12 protein-coding genes are annotated in these 16,937 nt (G+C 68.5%); 7 read left to right on the plus strand and 5 right to left on the minus strand.

Going from position 1 to position 16,937, the window contains the following annotated elements; translation table 11 throughout:
- The first annotated feature begins 311 nt into the window (after positions 1–311).
- Positions 312–2,327 (plus strand): VWA domain-containing protein, encoded by a 2,016-nt coding sequence (locus BOSE125_RS08755; protein ID WP_159551785.1) that lies wholly within the window; start codon positions 312–314, stop codon positions 2,325–2,327.
- A 105-nt stretch (positions 2,328–2,432) separates the two neighbouring features.
- Entirely contained in the window at positions 2,433–4,274 is a 1,842-nt protein-coding gene (locus BOSE125_RS08760) for a bifunctional 3'-5' exonuclease/DNA polymerase (RefSeq protein WP_159551787.1), read from the plus strand.
- Between the two features lie 117 nt (positions 4,275–4,391).
- Here the strand turns inward: BOSE125_RS08760 and BOSE125_RS08765 are convergent, their stop codons facing one another.
- The 3 genes from BOSE125_RS08765 to BOSE125_RS08775 form a co-directional block, all read right to left on the minus strand.
- A complete protein-coding gene (locus BOSE125_RS08765; RefSeq protein ID WP_159551789.1) occupies positions 4,392–5,537 on the minus strand; it encodes an acyl-CoA dehydrogenase family protein in 1,146 nt (381 codons plus the stop codon).
- A gap of 90 nt (positions 5,538–5,627) precedes the next feature.
- A complete protein-coding gene (locus BOSE125_RS08770) occupies positions 5,628–7,982 on the minus strand; it encodes a transglycosylase domain-containing protein (RefSeq protein WP_159551791.1) in 2,355 nt (784 codons plus the stop codon).
- A gap of 114 nt (positions 7,983–8,096) precedes the next feature.
- Positions 8,097–8,741, minus strand: coding sequence for a thymidine kinase (locus BOSE125_RS08775; protein WP_159551793.1), 645 nt, complete (start codon positions 8,739–8,741; stop codon positions 8,097–8,099).
- A 379-nt stretch (positions 8,742–9,120) separates the two neighbouring features.
- On the opposite strand from BOSE125_RS08775, the gene BOSE125_RS08780 reads away from it, so the two are divergent.
- From BOSE125_RS08780 to BOSE125_RS08800, 5 genes are all read left to right on the plus strand, one after another.
- A complete protein-coding gene (locus BOSE125_RS08780; RefSeq protein WP_159551794.1) occupies positions 9,121–9,900 on the plus strand; it encodes a GntR family transcriptional regulator in 780 nt (259 codons plus the stop codon).
- Between the two features lie 206 nt (positions 9,901–10,106).
- Entirely contained in the window at positions 10,107–11,132 is a 1,026-nt protein-coding gene (locus BOSE125_RS08785; RefSeq protein WP_159551796.1) for a phosphotriesterase, read from the plus strand.
- A gap of 74 nt (positions 11,133–11,206) precedes the next feature.
- Positions 11,207–12,160, plus strand: coding sequence for a phosphotriesterase (locus BOSE125_RS08790; protein ID WP_159551798.1), 954 nt, complete (start codon positions 11,207–11,209; stop codon positions 12,158–12,160).
- 67 nt (positions 12,161–12,227) lie between these two features.
- Positions 12,228–13,343, plus strand: a complete 1,116-nt coding sequence (locus BOSE125_RS08795) for an FAD-dependent monooxygenase (protein WP_159551800.1) — start codon at positions 12,228–12,230, stop codon at positions 13,341–13,343.
- Between the two features lie 108 nt (positions 13,344–13,451).
- The gene (locus BOSE125_RS08800) at positions 13,452–14,414 is read left to right on the plus strand and encodes an alpha/beta hydrolase (RefSeq protein ID WP_159551802.1); all 963 of its coding nucleotides are present in this window, start codon (positions 13,452–13,454) and stop codon (positions 14,412–14,414) included.
- 109 nt (positions 14,415–14,523) lie between these two features.
- Here the strand turns inward: BOSE125_RS08800 and BOSE125_RS08805 are convergent, their stop codons facing one another.
- Together BOSE125_RS08805 and BOSE125_RS08810 are read right to left on the minus strand one after the other, a co-directional pair.
- Positions 14,524–16,188 (minus strand): MFS transporter, encoded by a 1,665-nt coding sequence (locus BOSE125_RS08805; RefSeq protein WP_159551804.1) that lies wholly within the window; start codon positions 16,186–16,188, stop codon positions 14,524–14,526.
- 170 nt (positions 16,189–16,358) lie between these two features.
- Complete coding sequence (locus BOSE125_RS08810) at positions 16,359–16,922, minus strand: TetR/AcrR family transcriptional regulator (RefSeq protein ID WP_201301164.1); 564 nt, start codon at positions 16,920–16,922, stop codon at positions 16,359–16,361.
- Positions 16,923–16,937: the final 15 nt, after the last annotated feature.

Raw genomic sequence — 16,937 nt, forward strand, 5'->3', positions numbered from 1 at the left:
CACCGGGTGGACTAGTACACATATTCGAACACGCGGCACGGACATGGTAAAGGCCGCGTCCTGGGCCTGGGGACAACACACCGAGCATGGGGCTCCTGTGCAGGCCGCGGCGCCGAACGCGACACAACTGCACCGGTGAGCCACCGGCGATCCCAAGACCCCAAGACCCCCGCAACGGGTCCGGAGAACCTGATGGTGCCGGCGTCGGGAAGACGGGTCCGGAGAAGCGGAAAAACCTAGTGGTGCCGGCGTCGGGAAGACGTAGAGTGGCGATGGAAGGCTGAGGCCCCTCGTCAGGGGAAGGAGTCACCGTGAGACACCACCAGTCCTCACGTTATGGCCGCTACGACGGCGGCCCCGATCCACTCGCACCACCGATCGACCTCTCCGAGGCACTCGACGCCGTGGCGGACGACGTCATGGCCGGATACTCCCCCGCGCAGGCCCTGCGCGAGTTCCTGCGCCGCGGCGGACGGACGATGGCCGGTCTGGACGAACTCGCCGGCCGCGTCCAGCAGAAGCGCCGGGACCTGCTCAGCCGGCACGGCCTGGACGGCACCCTCCAGGAGGCGAAGAAACTGCTGGACGAGGCCGTCCTCGAGGAACGCAAACAATTGGCCCGTGACATCCGGATGGACGACACCGACCGGGCCTTCCGGGAGATGCAGCTGCAGAATCTCCCTGCTTCCACGGCCGCCGCCGTCACCGAACTGGCCGATTATGACTGGAAATCGGACACCGCGCGCCGCACCTTCGAGGAGATCAAGGACCTGCTCGGCCGCGAGCTGCTCGACCAGCGGTTTGCCGGCATGAAGAGCGCGCTCGAGAACGCCACTGAGCAGGATCGGACGGCCATCGCCGCCATGCTCCGGGACCTCAACGATCTGCTGGACAAACATGCCCGCGGCGAGGACACCCCTGAGGACTTCCAGAACTTCATGGCCCAGCACGGTGACCAGTTCCCCGAGGACCCGAACGACATCGACGAACTGATCGATACCCTCGCCGAGCGCTCCGCCGCGGCCCAGCGCATGCTTCGATCCATGTCCCCGGAACAGCGTGAAGAACTAATGGCCCTGTCCGCACAGGCCTTCGGCTCAGCGGACCTCCTGGACCAGCTGAACCGTCTCGACGCCAACCTCCAAGGCCTGCGCCCCGGCGAGGACTGGACCGGTGCCGAACAGTTCGACGGCGACCAGGGACTCGGCCTCGGAGACGGCACCGGGGTCTTCCAAGACCTGGCCGAACTCGATCAGCTCAGCGACCAGCTCGCTCAGTCCGTTCCCGGTTCCACCCTGTCAGACGTGGACGTGGACCGGCTGGCCCGCCAGCTCGGGGACGAGGCCGCCGCCGACGCCAGGACTCTCGAACGACTCGAGAAGGCCCTCAGGGACAGCGGCCTGCTGCGACGCGGCACCGACGGGGACTTGAAGCTCTCTCCGAAGGCCGTGCGCAAGCTCGGCACATCCCTGCTCAAGGATGCCGCCGGCCGCCTCTCCGGCCGGCAGGGCCAGCGCGATACCCGGTTGGCCGGGGCTGCCGGCGAACTCACCGGATCGAGCCGAGCGTGGCAGTACGGGGATGTCGAGCCCTGGGACGTCACGCAGACCATCACGAACGCGATCAGTCGCACGGTCGCCGAGGGCAGGAATCCCCGGACCGGCCTGCGGATCGAGGTGGCCGACGTCGAGGTCCAGGAGACAGAGGCCCGCACCCAGGCGGCCGTGGCGCTCCTGGTGGACACCTCGTTCTCGATGGCCGCCGAGGGGCGCTGGGTGCCCATGAAGCGCACCGCCCTGGCCCTCCACCACCTCGTCGCGACCCGGTTCCGCGGCGACCAGCTGCAACTCGTGCAGTTCGGCCGCTACGCCCAGCGAGTGGACATCGACGAGCTCACCGCCCTGCCGCCCATGCGCGAACAGGGCACCAATCTGCACCACGGGCTGATGCTCGCCACCCGATTCTTCCGCCAGCACCCCACGATGCAGCCGGTGCTGCTCATCGTCACCGACGGCGAACCGACCGCGCATCTCCTGCACCACGGCGACGCCGGCCCCGAGGCGTGGTTCTCCTACCCGCCCGACCGCGAAACGTTGCGCGCCACCATCGCCGAACTCGACCGCGTCGGCCGGCTCGGTGCGGAGACCACCTTCTTCCGGCTGGGATTCGACCCGGGATTGGTGGAATTCCTCGCCGCCATGGCCCGCCGGGTGGACGGCCGCGTGGTGGCACCGGATGCGGAGGACCTGGGCGCCGCCGTCGTGGGCGAGTTCCTCCGCTCGCGCTCGCACCCATCGGACCGACCGGGTCCGGACTGGACTGACTGAAACTGACTGACTGAAACGGACTGACTGGGGCCGGCTCCCGAGCGTCCGCCCGTGTCCGGGGGCACCTGGAGACATCTGGGGGCCCGGGTCGGGTTGAATGGGTGGATGCACATCGTCCTGGGCCCGGCGCCTGATCAGGCACCCGGCTCCAGTTCCGGGCATTCCGGGCATTCCGGGCATTGGCTACCCGTGCTGGTCGACGACGGCCGGCTCGAGCCCCTTCCCCCGGTCACCACCGCCGCGCTGCCCGATCTGGTGCGCACTCTGCCCGCACGGCTCGGCCTGAACCCGGAGACTGTTCGCTGGGTGTTCGCTTCCGTGACGAGGGACTACCGGCCGCTGCTCGAGGCCGGCGTGGAGATCGGCCGGTGCTGGGACCTGGGTCTGTGCCAGCGCATCCTGACGACCGCAGTCTCCAACACCTCCACCGGTCCCGCCGGCACCACCACCGGTTCCTCCAACTCGTCCACGTCTCCCGGGACCCCCTACTCCCCCACCGTTTCCATCCCGGTGCTGGAACCCGAGCCGTGGGCAGCAGAGTCAACACCAGCCGCACGGGCGGATCAGGGAACGTTTTTCGATCTGCCCTCAACCAACCGCAGAGGGCAGGACACGCCCGCTGCACCTGATCTGGCTCGCGAACTGGTGGCCCAGCTGGACGCGGTGGCGGCATCTCGACACCGTCACCGGCTCAAGCTGCTGTTGGCCGCCGAGTCCCAGGGTGCCCTCATCGCGGCGGAGATCCTGCACGAGGGCCTGCCCTGGCGCCGGGACCTCCACGAGCGGATGCTCGCCGAGGTACTGGGCCCGCGTCCGGCGGAGGGACAGCGCCCCCGACTCCTGCAGGAGCTCGCTGAGGACATCGCCGTCACCCTCGGAGTGCCCGGACTCAATCCGGATTCACCCCAGGACCTGTTGCGCGGGCTCAATCTCGCCGGCATCCGCGTGTCCTCCACCCGGGCCTGGGACCTGAAGGGCTGGGCAGCCGAAGGCGGCGCCGACTCGCAGCGGCGGTCCGGGTTGATCTCCGGCGTGCTGGAGTACAAGCGTCTGTACCGGCTGTGGACGGCCAACGGGTGGCATTGGCTGGACGAGTGGGTGCGGGACGGCCGCTTTCATCCGGCCTACTCCGTGGGCGGGGTGGTGACGGGCCGGTGGGCAGCCCACGGCGGTGGCGCCATGCAGATCCCGGCAGTGGTCCGGGACGCTGTCCGAGCCGACCCGGGTCATCTGCTCACGGTGGCCGACGCGTCCCAGGTGGAGCCGCGCATCCTGGCAGCGATGTCCGAGGACCGAGCCCTGGCCGAGGCCGGCTCCGGTCATGACCTCTACCTGGCCGTCGCCGAGCAGGGCCGGCGCGCCGGCTCCGAACTCGGCGAGCGATCCCGGGCGAAGGTGGCACTCCTGGGTGCCATGTATGGCGCGACGACGGGTGATTCAGCGGCGCTGATGCCCCACCTGCGCCGGTTGTTCCCCGAAGCCATCGCCCTGCTGGAGCGCGCGGCGCGGCGCGGTGAGGAGGGCGGACAGGTCTCCACCTGGCTGGGGCGGACCTCCCCGCCGTCCGCGCCGGAATGGCTGGCGGCCACCGCAAACGTGTCCACGGCCGAGGCGGAGGCGCGGGCCAGGACGGCGCGCCGGTCGGCCGGCCGGTTCACCCGCAACTTCGTCATCCAGGGCACGGCGGCAGAATGGGCCCTGTGTTGGATGGGTGAGATCCGCCGGCGATTGCGGGTAGGCCGCGATGACGGGCTCCCGATGCGGACTCGCCTGGTGTTCTTCGTCCACGACGAGGTGGTCCTGCACGGCCCCGCCGAGGAGGCGCCGGCCGTGCATCAGATCGTCACGGAGGCGGCGCAGGCCGCCGGGAGGCTGCTGTTCGGGGCGGCCCCGGTGGAGTTCCCGCTCTCGATCTCCGCTGCCGAGTCCTACGCCGCGGCCCACTGACGCGGCCGATGTGCCCGGCGCGCCCGACGTGCCCGGCGCGCCCGATGTGGCCGACGTGCCCAACGTTCCCCCAGCACGAGAACCCCCACATCCGAATCTCAGAACTTGACCCTCGGTTCAGAGCCCGAGATCGCGCCCGATGAGCTCCTTCATGATCTCGTTGGAGCCGGCCCAGATCTTGTTGACGCGGGCATCCTTCCAGGCACGGGCCACCCGGTACTCGTTCATGTAGCCGTAGCCGCCGTACAACTGGACGCAGTGGTCGATGACCTCGTTCTGCACGTCCGAGGCCCAGTACTTGGCCTTGGCCGCATCCACGGCGGAGAGCTCGCCGGCGGTGTGGGCCATGATGGCGTCGTCGAGGAAGGCCTGGGTGACCTCGACCTTGGTCACGAGCTCGGCCAACAGGAACTTGTTGTGCTGGAAGGCACCGATCGACTGCCCGAAGGCCTTGCGCTCCTTGGCGTAGCCGATGGTCTCGTCCAAGATCTGACGGGCGTGGGCGAGCCCGTAGACAGCGGCGCCCAAGCGCTCCTGCGGCAGGTTCCTCATCATCTGGATGAAACCGGTGTCCACCTGGCCGATGATGTTCTCGGCCGGGACACGGACATCCGTGAAGAACAGTTCGGCGGTGTCCGATTCGGGCTGGCCGACCTTGTCCAGCTTGCGGCCCCGCTCGAAGCCCGCCATCCCGGTCTCCACACCGAACAGGGTGATGCCCTTGGCCTTCTTCTCCGGACTGGTGCGGGCGGCCACCACCACCAGGTCGGCGGAGTAGCCGTTGGTGATGAAGGTCTTGGACCCGTTGACGACCCACTCGTCGCCGTCGCGCACCGCGGTGGTCTTGAGGTTGGCCAGGTCGGAGCCGCCGGACGGCTCCGTCATGGCGATGGCGGTGACGATGGAGCCCTCCGCCACACCGGGCAGCCACCGGGCGTGCTGCTCGGGGGTGCCGAGATCCACGATGTAGGGCGGCACGATGTCCGCGTCGATGCCCACACAGGAGGAGATGGCGAAGCTGGCCTTGGCCAGTTCCTCGAAGACCACGGCGTTGAAGCGGTAGTCCTGCGGATATCCGCCGCCGAACTCCTCCGGGACCTCCAGTCCGAGCAGGCCCTGCTGGCCGGCCTGCAGCCAGAACTCCCGCGGCAGGCCCTTGGCCTCGGCCCAGGCCTCGATGTTCGGGGTGACCTGGCGGCTGACGAACTCGCCTACGGCATCGCGGAAGTCTTCATGTTCGGTCTCGAATATGCGGCGGCGCACGGTGATCCTCCCGGAGCGGTGGTGACTGGGTGTGACACCAAGATACTACTCATGAGTAGCTTAGGTTTCGACCCCTGGTCCACCGTTGGACTACGGCGCCGCGGGCGAACCGGAACCCGACGGCGTCGGGCTCGGCGATCCGGGCTCCGAGGGAACCTGACCCGGGGATCCGGACTCGGAGCGCGTCGGTTCGGAAGCCGTCCCGCTGGGTGCCGGCCCCGAGGGTGAGTCCGCATCGGGGTTGTCCGGAGTCCCATCAGCGGCATCGCCGGGCCGCTCAGGTTCGTTGCCCGGTTCGGTGCCGTCTCCGCCCATCTGGTAGCGGTCACGGGATCCCGGGTTCTGGATCGGTGAGTCCTGGGCCGCCCGGAACTCCTCCGCCGGGAACTGCTCCGCCGTCTGGCCCATGTAGTCGAACCACTGGGGTGCCGCGAGCGTGCTGCCCCAGAAGTCCTCGTGGCGCTGCCCGTTGACGGGAACGTCGGCCAGAGACTTCAGGTCCTGGTAGCGCCCCACCCAGCTGGCCGTGGACAGCCCGGAGGTGTACCCGATGTACCAGGTGGAGGACTGTGCGTTGTTGGTGCCGGTCTTGCCGCCCATCGGCGCCCGCTCGACGGTCTCGGTCTGGCCGGTCTCGTCCGCGGTGCGCTGGGCGATGTTGGTGAGCGTCTCGTTCAGCTGGGCGACCACCTCGGGTTCGAGCGCCTGGTCGCATTCCGGGGCGCCGACGTCGTACTCCTTGCCGTTGGTGTCCTTGACGGAGACCAGGGAGCGCGGGGCACAGTACTGACCGTCATTTGCGAAGGCCGCGTAGGCCGCAGCCTGGGTCATGGGGGCGAACTCCTCGGCACCGAGGATGAACGAGGGGTTGGCGGGATTCAGGGGCTGGCCGTCGTCCGCGCGGTGCACGCCGAGGCGCGTGGTCAGGTCCGTGATGTCACACAGGTCCAGTTCCTCGGCCATGTTGACCATGACGGTGTTGGTGGACCAGTAGAGACCGAAGTCGGCGGTCATCTCCCGCTTCATGTTGTCGATGACGTTGTTGACCTTCCAGCCGCCTTCGTCGGGGATGGAGATCGAGCCGCCCTCCTGGCAGGACGCCTTGAACTCGGACCCCTGCGGCCAGTGGTCCTGGGAGGCGTCCACGATGTCATACATGGACCGGCCGCTCTCGAGCCAGGCCGCCGCCACATAGGGTTTGAGCGAGGAGCCACCCTGGAAGCCGTTGCCACCACCCTGGGCCGCGTCCACGTTGAAGTTCAGGACGGTGTTGCCGGCGTCCTCGCTCTCCTCCGGCGAGTAGTTGGTGTTCTGTGCCATCGCCTTGATGTTGCCGGTCCCCGGCTCCACCGTCACGAGGGAGGCGCCCGCACCCGAGGCGTCCCCGGCGGGGGCGGTCTTCTCCACGGACTGCTGGGCCTGGTCCTGCAGGCCGGAGTCCAGCGTGGTGGTGATCTCCAGGCCGCCGCGGTTCAGCAGCTGCTCGCGGGACTCGACGTCCGGTCCGAAGGCCTCGCTTGCGAGGATCTCGCGGTGCACGTAGTCGCAGAAGTAGGGGGCCTGGGACGCAGAGATGCAGCCCGTGGCCTCCTGGTGGATGTCCAGGCCGAGCTCCGCGTTGGTGGCCTCCTCGTGTTCCTGCTCGGTGATCTTCCCCTGGGACAGCATGGAGTTCAGCACGATGTTGCGCCGCTCCACCGATGCCTCGGGGTTCGTCTCCGGGTTGTAGCCGTTCGGGGACTTCACCACTCCGGCGAGGGTGGCCGCCTGGGCGATGTCCAGCTCTGCGGCGGGAATGCCCCAGTAGTACTGCGCGGCCGCCTCCACGCCGTACGTGCGGCCGCCGAACAGCACGATGTTGAGATATCCCTCGAGGATGTCCTCCTTGGACATCTCCTGCTCCACCGAGACCGCCAGCTTCATCTCCTTGAGCTTGTCCGCATACGTCTTCGTGCCGGAGATCGTCAGCCGTTCCTCCCCCCGGAGCATGTCCGCATTGATGAGCATGTTGTTGACGTATTGCTGCGTGATGGTGGAGGCACCCTGCTGGGACCCCGAGGAGGCATTGGTGACCAGTGCGCGGCCGATGCCCTGCGGGTCCACGCCACCGTGCTCGTAGAAGCGCTCGTCCTCGATCGCGATGATCGCGTCCTGCATGTCCTGGCTGATCTGGTCCAGTTCGACCGGCTGGCGGTTCTCCGCATAGAACGTGGCCAGCTCCGTGCCGTCCTCCGCGAGGATGCGGGAGGGCACGCTGACGGGCTCCTCCCGCAGCTCCGCGGGGAACTGCTCGATCATGTCCGAACCCGTGGACGCCGTGGCCCCGCCGGTGACGGCCAGCGGCAGGAACAGCCCCGCCACGAGGAGTCCGGCGAGCGCGCTCACTCCGAAGAACGAGAGGATCTTGCCGAGCGTGGTGGACGTGGCTCTGCGGACAAAACTCATTTGAGTCACGTTGTCAGGGTTTTCTGAACGAAACCTTGGCGCCCGGCGAGCGGTCCGGGTATCAGAGCGCGCGCCGCGACAGTTCGGTGTCAGTCCGCGTGCCGGATGTACTTCTCAGCGGTGCCGGCGGCACCGTGCCTGGTACTGCTCCGCCCCGCCCACGTGCTCGGCAGCGGCCACCAGGGAGTTCCCGACGCCGGCGCCCGCACCTTCCCCAGTGACCGGCACCGCGGTCTCGGTGCCGTCGACGCGCCGGTGGAAGGCCGCATCGGCCCCGCACACGGCGCAGACGGCCAGCAGCTTGGTGACCGACTCGGCGGAGGCCATGAGCGCGGGCAGAGGCTCGAATGGCTGGTCATCGAAGGTCAGGCACAGCCCGGACACCACCACGGTGACGCCCCGGTCCGCCAGATCGATCGCCACTGGCACCAGGTCCGCTCCGAAGAACTGGGCCTCGTCGATGGCCAGGAGATCGAGGGTGCCGCCGCCCGTGCCGTCATTGCGGTCAGGGCCGTCGGCTCCGTCCACCAATCTCCACAGATCCGCCGAGCCGTTCACGGATCGGGCCGGGATCCGGCCGCCTGCGTGCGATGACACCGTGCTCGCACCGCGCCGGTCGTCCAGGGCGTGGTTGACGACCAGCACCCGGAGCCCGGCGATCGTGGCCCGCCGGACCCGGCGCATGAGCTCCTCGGTCTTGCCGGCAAACATCGGACCGGTGATGACCTCGATACGTCCGCGGTCGGGGTCGTGGTTCATGCTGTTCCTTCCGCCATCTCGCCAGCCACCGTCCACCGTCCACCGTCCACCGTCCAGCGTCCAGCGTCCAGCGTCCAGCGGACATCCTGTCGGTCACGTCGGTGTGCCGGACAATGGCCAGTGATCCAGGAATTCTTTCACGATGCCGATGCGCGGGCCGTTGCTGTCGTCCGGTAGCCGGATCTCCATGGACCCATGATGGCACCGGGACTGCAGGCCCGGCGAGGCCGCAGGGGGACAGGGCGGAGCAATAGAGCAGAGGAATAGAGCGGAGGAAGGGAGAGAGAAACGTGGAACCCGGGCACCGACGTCGTTCTATGGTTGACTTTTCTGAGGTTTCACTGCAATTCATCGGGTTCAACACGAGAGGGGACGGCCCATGGCTTCGGCCGAGCTCAACCCTTCCTCCGGCCTCCCTCTTTACCGGCAGATCAAGGACATCCTGAGACGGGAAATCGCTGACGGGACGGCCGGGCCCGAAACCCCCATGACCGAAGCCCTGTTGCTGAAGCGCTTTGAGGTGAGCCTGGCCCCCATTCGTCAGGCGCTCCGGGAGTTGGCCACTGAAGGATACGTCTACCGCAAGCAGGGCAAGGGCACGTTCCCGGTCCCCGGGTCCCGCGTCCACCGGCCCGCCGATGTGCGGCTGGGCGCCCTCCACGACTACCTGGCCGACCGGGGGCTGAATCCCACCTCGACCGTCATCGGCCTGGAATGGACCGAACCGACCGATCGGCTGCGGTCGGCCCTGAACCTGGATTCTGGGCCGGGGCCCCTGATCGACGGATCCATCACGGCGGACGATCGGTTGCTGCACATCACCCGCCTCATCTCGGTGGACGGCCGGCCCATCGCCCGCCCGGAGGTGCACCTGCGGGTTCCCCGGGGCTTCGATCCGACCGCCGCGGAGCTCGAGGAGCACGGCTCGGCCTTCACCCTGCTGGAGCGTGACCACGGCCTCGTCCTGGACCACGCCGAGCACGACGTGTGGGCCACGGAGGCCACCGCCGCCCAGGCCGAGACCCTCGCGGTGGCCGTGGGGAGCCCGCTGCTCGCCATCGAGACCCTTTTCTTCGCCGCTGGCGGCTGGCCGGTCGGCTTCCGCTCGGCCGTGCACCGCGCCGACGACTTCAAGTACCGGTTCGTCGAGCGCCGCTGAGCGCCTCCCCAGCCCTTCGCCCTGATCCGCGGGATGTGATCCGCCCGCTGTGACCTACTTGCTGTGACCTACTTGCTGTGACCTACTTGCTGTGACCTGCTCGCTGTGACCTGCTTGACTTTCACAAGACACGGTGTCAATCTAATGGACAGGTAATCGGGATCACATTACGCCACCAGCCGTGGCGCTCACGAAAGGTCGTGCCCATGACGGCAACCCCCGCGGCGGATCGCCACTCCGCACCCCATGCCCCCACTGTCAACACGGTGCTGGGACCGGTTCCGGCAGGGGACCTGGGGGTCGTGGCCGTCCATGAGGCCCTGCTCTCGGTGCTGCCGGGGGCGCAGTACTCGCCGTTCATCTCGATGGACCGCGCGGAGATCTATGAGGCGCTGGAGGCCAAGGTCCTCGCCTTCCGTGAGGCCGGCGGAGGTACCATCGTCGACTCCACCGGGATGTTCCACGGACGGGATCTGACGCTCTACGAAGCCCTCTCCAAGGCCACTGGCGTGCACATCGTCGCCTCGACCGGCCTGGGCCCGGAGGAGGAGCTGGGCGGGTACTTCCTGACCCCGCAGACGAATCCGCCCACCCCGTGGCCGGCGGAGAAGTTCGAGAAGCTCTTCGGCCAGGAGGTCACGGAAGGCATGGTGGTCCCCCGCATCGAGCGCCGCGCGGCTGCCGGAATTGTTGCCACCGTTGCCGACCGGGCAGGCATGACCGCCACCGAGGAGTCCCTGTTCCGCGGCTCCGCCCGCGCGGCCCGGAACACCGGCGTCCCGGTCTCCATCCGCTGTGGTGCCGATGCCGTGCCTGACCTGGATATCGTCCTGGACGAGCAGCTCGGTGCCGACCGGGTGCTCGTGGGAGATATGGACCGCCGGCCCACCCCGGGTGCGACGGCCGAGAAGGTCACCGAGGTCGCCACTGCGGTGGCCGAACGTGGGGCCTTCGTGGGGATCGACCATGTGGGCCTGAACGACAGCCCCGACTACCTCACCGACGCCGATCGCGCCACCCTGGTCCTGGACCTGGTCGCCGCCGGCCACACCGACAAGATCATCCTGTCCTCCAACGCGATCGGCGTCGCCAAGGGCCTTCCGGACTACGACCTGCCCTATGGCCATGTCCTGCAGACGTTCATCCCGTTCCTGAAGGGCCAGGGGTTCAGCGACGAGGACGCCCGGTGCATCCTCGTGGACAACCCCGCCCGGCTGCTCACCGTGCGGTGAGCACGGAACCACGCAGGCCGACGACGAGTACCCCCACCAGCTTTCAAACCCCTGAGGCAAGCAGAGGTAGAACCATGACCAAAGTGAACACCGTGCTGGGCACCATCCCGGCCGCAGAACTGGGCATCGTGGCCATCCACGAACACATCGGCTACGGCATGCCGGGCTCCGAACTCGACACCCAGTGGTGGAAGACCCCGGAACAGGCCTATGAGGAGACGGTGCCGAAGCTGCGAAAGTTCCATGAGTACGGCGGGCGGACCTTCGTGGACGTCACCGGTATCTGCAACGGTCGCGATCCGAACTACTACCAATCCCTCTCCGCCAAGACCGGCGTGAACATCATCGCCTGCACCGGTTTCGTGGGCGGGGACACCGCCCTGCCCCACTTCTCCCGGGCCACCGTGGACTATCTCGCGAGGGTGTTCATCCACGAGATCACCGTGGGTATCGGCAACACCGGCGCCAAGGCCGGCGTCATCAAGGTCGGCGTGTCACGTGGCGGGAGGATGACCGAGCTGGACCGGCGCATCTACCGCGCCGGGGCGCGCGCCGCCGTCGCGTCCGGCGTGCCGATCCTCACGCACCTGGCCATCGATCCCGAACCTGCCGTGGCCATCTTCAAGGAAGAGGGCCTGGACCTGGACCGCGTCCTGTTCGGCCACGCTGACGACGGTCTCAATGCCCCGATCACCCCTCACGACTACATCTACGAGCAGGGTGGGCGCATTGGCTTCGACACCTTCGGCTACGACCTCGAGCTACCGGACCCACCCTTCTGGGGCCGCAAGCGCGCCGAGCGCGTGGCGCACTTCAAGAAGCTCGTGGACAGGGGCTACACGGACAAGCTGATGGTCGGCGTGGACGCCAACTGCAGCCCGCTGGGCTGGCCCGGTGTCAAGGGCCACACCGTCAACTACCTCTTCGAGGACATGATCCCGGACCTCAAGGCCGCCGGCATCGACGACCAGACCCTCCACCACCTCCTCGTGGACAGCCCCGCCGAATTCCTCGGCATGAAGAACTGATCACCCCTGACCCCCGTCTCCCGGGCCTCCCCCACGGGCACAACCCGGAACCACGAAAGAGAAGAACATGAAGGCTGAAGACCTCCAGAAGTTGAATATCGCCATCATCGGCGGCGGGTATGCCGGTGCCACCGCCGCGCTGGCCCTGCACCAGATCGGCGCGAACGTCACCGTCTACGAACAGGCCAGGCAGATCCACGAGGTCGGTGCGGGCATCGGTCTGCGCCCGGCCGTCATCAAGCTGTTCCGCAAGCTGGGCATCTACGAGGACATCGCGGCCGTCACCACGGCCTCCCCCTCCCACGACATCTTCGACGCCCAGGGCAACCTGATCCACTCGGAGGAGTGGCCGCACCTCAACGACGACGGCGAGGACAACAGCACCCGCTTCATCCACCGCGGCGACTTCATCGACGTGCTGACCAGCCTGTTGCCCGAGGGCATGCTGAAGCTCAACCACAAGGCCGAGAGGATCGAGGACCACGGGGATTCCACCACCGTGACCTTCACCAATGGCTCCGAGGTCACCGCGAACCTTGTGATCGGCGCCGACGGCATCAAGTCCAAGGTGCGCACCCTGTTCTCGGACCACCAGCCGGTCTTCGCCCGTTGCCACGCCTACCGGATCGTCATCGACGCTGAGGATGCCGAGGGGCTGATGACGGATGACGCCTTCCGGATGTACATCGACAAGGAGACCAACGGCATGATCTACTTCCTGCCGCTGCGCCACCGCAACCAGGTCTCCTTCGACATCACCGTCCCCAGCGAGGACTCCTCCTGGAACCCGCAGGTCACCCGCGAGGAGGTCCTACACTCGATCCGGAACTTCGACGACCGGCTGAAGCGGATCGTGCAGAAGCTGGACATGGACCAGCTGAACGCCCGTTCGGCCCACGACATCGACCCGGTGGACGTGTGGAACTCCAGGTCCGTGGCCCTCATCGGCGACGCCGCGCACGCCATGCTGCACCACCAGGGCCAGGGCGCGAATTCCGCCGTGCTCGACGGCGGCATCCTCGCCGATCAGCTGGTCGCCTCCGCCACGGTGGCCGAGGCCCTCGCCGCCTACACCGCAGAGCGCAAGGAGCCCACCCAGGCCCTGCAGAGGATCTCCCGCGCCTCCTGGGATCCCAACGCCATCACCACCGCCTTCCCCGAGAAGGAAGCCATCGACTACTGACCACCTCAGTTCCCGTACCGCTCGGCGACGGCGCCCTGACCCGATCACCCCGATCGAGCCTCAGGGCGCCGTCGCCATGCCCGTCTCCCCGATGAAAGGATCACCGCCATGAACCAGCAGCCCCAGACCGACCCCCGGATCCATCCGCAGATCGCCGAGATCCTCGCCCACATCCCCGCGTCCGACGGTTCCGCTCCCAGCCTCGAGGGCTGGCGCGGGGCCGAGGAGTCCCGCGTGCCCGCACCGGCCGAGCGCACCCCGCAACTGCCCGGGGTGAGGGACGCGGTGGCCGCCGCCGCACACGGGGACGTCCCGGTGCGGATCTACACCCCGGACGAGCGGGAGCGGAGCGGCGTGATCGTGTACTTCCACGGCGGTGCGTTCTTCTCCGGATCCCTGGACACCCACGACGGCGCCGCCCGGGCACTGTCGGTTGAGTCCGGCCTGACCGTGGTGTCCGTGGGCTACCGGCGGGTCCCGGAGGACGCCTTCCCGGCCGGTCTGGAGGACTGCTACGGCGTGGTCCGCTGGGCCGCCGAGCATGGCAGCGAGCAGCTGGGCTGGGACGGCGGCACCCTCGCGGTGGCCGGAGACAGCTCCGGCGGCACCTACGCCGCCGCCGTCACCGGCATGGCCCGGGACGAGGGCTTCGTGGGCATCACCCATCAGGTGCTGCTCTACCCCTCCGTCGACCTGGACTTCACCGAGGCCGGCACCGCGCGGTACCCCTCCCGAACGGAGAACGCCACCGGCTACGGCCTGGAGACCGCTGGGCTGGTGGGCCACAACTCCTTCTACTTGGACTCCGGTGCCGACCCGACCGACCCCCTGGTCTCCCCCATCCGGCGGGACGACCTCTCCGGGCTGCCGAAGGCCCTCATCATCACCGCCCAGTTCGACCCGCTGCGGGACGAGGGCGAGGCCTATGCCGCACGCCTCCGCCAGGCCGGCGTGGAGGCCACCGTCAGCCGGTACGGCAGCGCCAACCACGGCTTCATGGTCAACTTCGCCTGGATCCCGGAGCTCTACGAGGCGTTCACCGAGGTCGGGCGCTTCCTGCAGCAGGCCTGATCGGCCCACTCGTCACCACCATCCCCACACCACGACGGCGGCGCCTCCCCTTGCGCAAGGGGAGGCGCCGCCGTCGTCCACCGGCCTTCAGGCCGGGCGGGGTGCAGGGCTAGCGGGCGCTGGCGCCCTCCGGCCGGGCCGTCACGGCTCCGGGCAGCGGCTCAGTCAACAACTCCTGCTCGGCGACAGGCTCCGGGGCGCTGCGCAGGCCGAACAGCACGAGCAGGGCCGAGGCCGCGGCGGCCAGGGCGCACACGAGGAACGCCGTGCCGAAGCCGCTGCCGAGCGCCTGCAGGGCCAGTTCCGCGGCCGCGCCGCCGGGGGCGTCCGCCGGGATGGAGTTCAGGGCGAACGGTCCGCCTGCCTCGAAGATGCCCTGGGCGGGCCCCAACTGGTCCGCCGGCAGGGTGGAGGTGGCCAGGGAGGCACCCAGCTGACCGGCCGCGCCGGACAGGGCCACGGCACCGACCAGGACCGGGCCCAGGGCGAAGCCGAGGTCCCGCAGCAGGTTGGTGGTGGCACTGGCCATGCCGGCCAGCTCCCGGGGCACCGTGTTGATGGCCAGCGCCGTCATGGGGCTCAGGGTGAAGGCGAAGCCGAGACCGGTGAACAGGGCCGGCAGCAGGAACTGCCCCATGGAGTGGTCGGTGGCGTCCAGGGTGGTGGCCCCGAGCAGGCCGCCCAGGGCCAGCAGGCCGAGTCCGGCCGTGAGGATCCAGCGGTCCGCCACGCGGGTCATCAGCCAGGAGATGAGCGGGATCAGCACGAACGCGGGACCCTGCAGCAGCAGGAACAGCAGGCCGATGTTGATCGGGTTCTGGTGCTGGACCGGGCCCAGCCACATGGAGAAGGAGAAGCAGATGCCCAGGAAGGCGAACATGCCCACCACGGCGATGATCGAGGTGATCGAGTAGTTCACGTTGCGGAACAGGGAGAGCTTGAGCAGCGGGTGCTCCACGCGGGTCTCGATGACCACGAACACGGCCAGCAGGATGACACCGGCCACCAGGCTGTACATCACCGAGGGGGTGCCCCAGCCGGACTCCGGCCCCTGGACCAGGCCGAACAGCACCAGGATCAGGCCCAGCGCGAAGGTGATCTGGCCCCACAGGTCCATGCGCCGCCCGGACTGAGAGGTCGACTCGGCGGAGAACGCCAGGCACGTCGCCACCACCGCGAGGCCCAGGACGACCACGACGCCGTAGGACCACTGCCAGGCGCCGGCCTGCGCGAACCCACCTCCCAGCAGCGGGGCGACGATGCCGCCGGCGGACAGGCAGCCCGCCCAGACGGCGATGGCCCGGGCCCGCTGCTGCGGGGTGACCGTCACGGCGGCGACCAGGGCCAGCGACGCCGGGTACATGGCCCCGGCGCCGAGGCCGTTGATGGCCGATCCGACCCACATCATCTGGACGGACGGGGCGAGCGCGCAGACGAGGGAGCCGATGGCGAGCACCACGGCGCCGATGATCGTCAGGCGGCGGTAGCCGAACCGGTCACCGAGCATGCCGAAGGTCAGCTCGAAGACCACCACGGGGATCATGAACCCGGCGGTGATCCAGGTCAGCTGGGATCCGACCGTGCCGAAGTACTGCTGGAACGTGCCGTTGAGGGCGCCGGGCAGGGCGTTGGCCAGCTGGGCGACCAGGACGGCGACGGCGGCCGCGAAGATCGTTCCGTTGATCTTCGTCAGGCGAGGTGCATCCGGTCCGGCAGGGGTTGGACCGGATGCGGCAGGACCGGACACGGTCCGATCCTCGGTGGGGGTGGTCATGGGGACTCCTGGGAGACGGTGGGAGCCGGAGGGTGGCGGGCGCCACGGGTGCTCGTGATCAGTATCACCACTCACGAGACAGACTGTCAAGTGATTTGTGTGAGTGACACAACACCGCCCCGACGGACGTGTTCCGGCGGGGCGGTGGTCAACCGATGCTCAGGCGGACGTCAGACGGCCTCACACAGCAGGCCGGTCCAGGAAGCGGTCATCTGCTCGAGGAGTTCCTCCCGGTCGATGGTCCAGCCCAGGCGGAACCAGCGCTGGGACATGAAGATCAGCTGGCCGAAGGCGATCGAACAGCGGATCCGGCGGCTGGCCGGGTCGAACCGGTCGGCGGCATCGAGCCCCGACTCCATGGCGCCGATGGCCCGGTCATGCCAGGCGTCCAGGGCCGACTGGATCTCCGGGTCGGCCGCGGCGGCCTGGAGCGAGATCATCATGTACGGCTTGATCTCCGGCCACTGGTCGAATTTGAGTCCGAGGAACGCCCGGATCGTCGCCGGATCGTTGGAGGCGACCATCTCCGGCAGCGGCGGCCGGTCGGCGCTCGTGAGCAGCTCGTCGGCACGCTCCACGATGAAGCGGACGAGCTCGGCCTTGGAGGTGAAATGCAGGTAGAACGTGGCACGCGTGGCGCCGGCCGCCAGGGCGATCTGGTCCACCGTGGTGGGCCCGTAGCCCTTCTCCGTCATGACCTCCACACCGGCGTCCAGTAGGAGTTGACGCGTCATACGCTTTTGCGCTTC

Origin of the sequence: Citricoccus sp. K5, from assembly GCF_902506195.1 — a bacterium.
In the GTDB taxonomy this organism is placed as follows: Bacteria; Actinomycetota; Actinomycetes; order Actinomycetales; family Micrococcaceae; genus Citricoccus.

Coding starts and splice junctions, on each gene's coding strand:
- BOSE125_RS08800 (WP_159551802.1), top strand. CDS start 13,452: ATGAACCAGCAGCCCCAGACCGACCCCCGGATCCATCCGCAGATCGCC.
- BOSE125_RS08760 (WP_159551787.1), top strand. CDS start 2,433: ATGCACATCGTCCTGGGCCCGGCGCCTGATCAGGCACCCGGCTCCAGT.
- BOSE125_RS08785 (WP_159551796.1), top strand. CDS start 10,107: ATGACGGCAACCCCCGCGGCGGATCGCCACTCCGCACCCCATGCCCCC.
- BOSE125_RS08775 (WP_159551793.1), bottom strand. CDS start 8,741: ATGAACCACGACCCCGACCGCGGACGTATCGAGGTCATCACCGGTCCG.
- BOSE125_RS08805 (WP_159551804.1), bottom strand. CDS start 16,188: ATGACCACCCCCACCGAGGATCGGACCGTGTCCGGTCCTGCCGCATCC.
- BOSE125_RS08790 (WP_159551798.1), top strand. CDS start 11,207: ATGACCAAAGTGAACACCGTGCTGGGCACCATCCCGGCCGCAGAACTG.
- BOSE125_RS08795 (WP_159551800.1), top strand. CDS start 12,228: ATGAAGGCTGAAGACCTCCAGAAGTTGAATATCGCCATCATCGGCGGC.
- BOSE125_RS08810 (WP_201301164.1), bottom strand. CDS start 16,922: ATGACGCGTCAACTCCTACTGGACGCCGGTGTGGAGGTCATGACGGAG.
- BOSE125_RS08780 (WP_159551794.1), top strand. CDS start 9,121: ATGGCTTCGGCCGAGCTCAACCCTTCCTCCGGCCTCCCTCTTTACCGG.
- BOSE125_RS08770 (WP_159551791.1), bottom strand. CDS start 7,982: ATGAGTTTTGTCCGCAGAGCCACGTCCACCACGCTCGGCAAGATCCTC.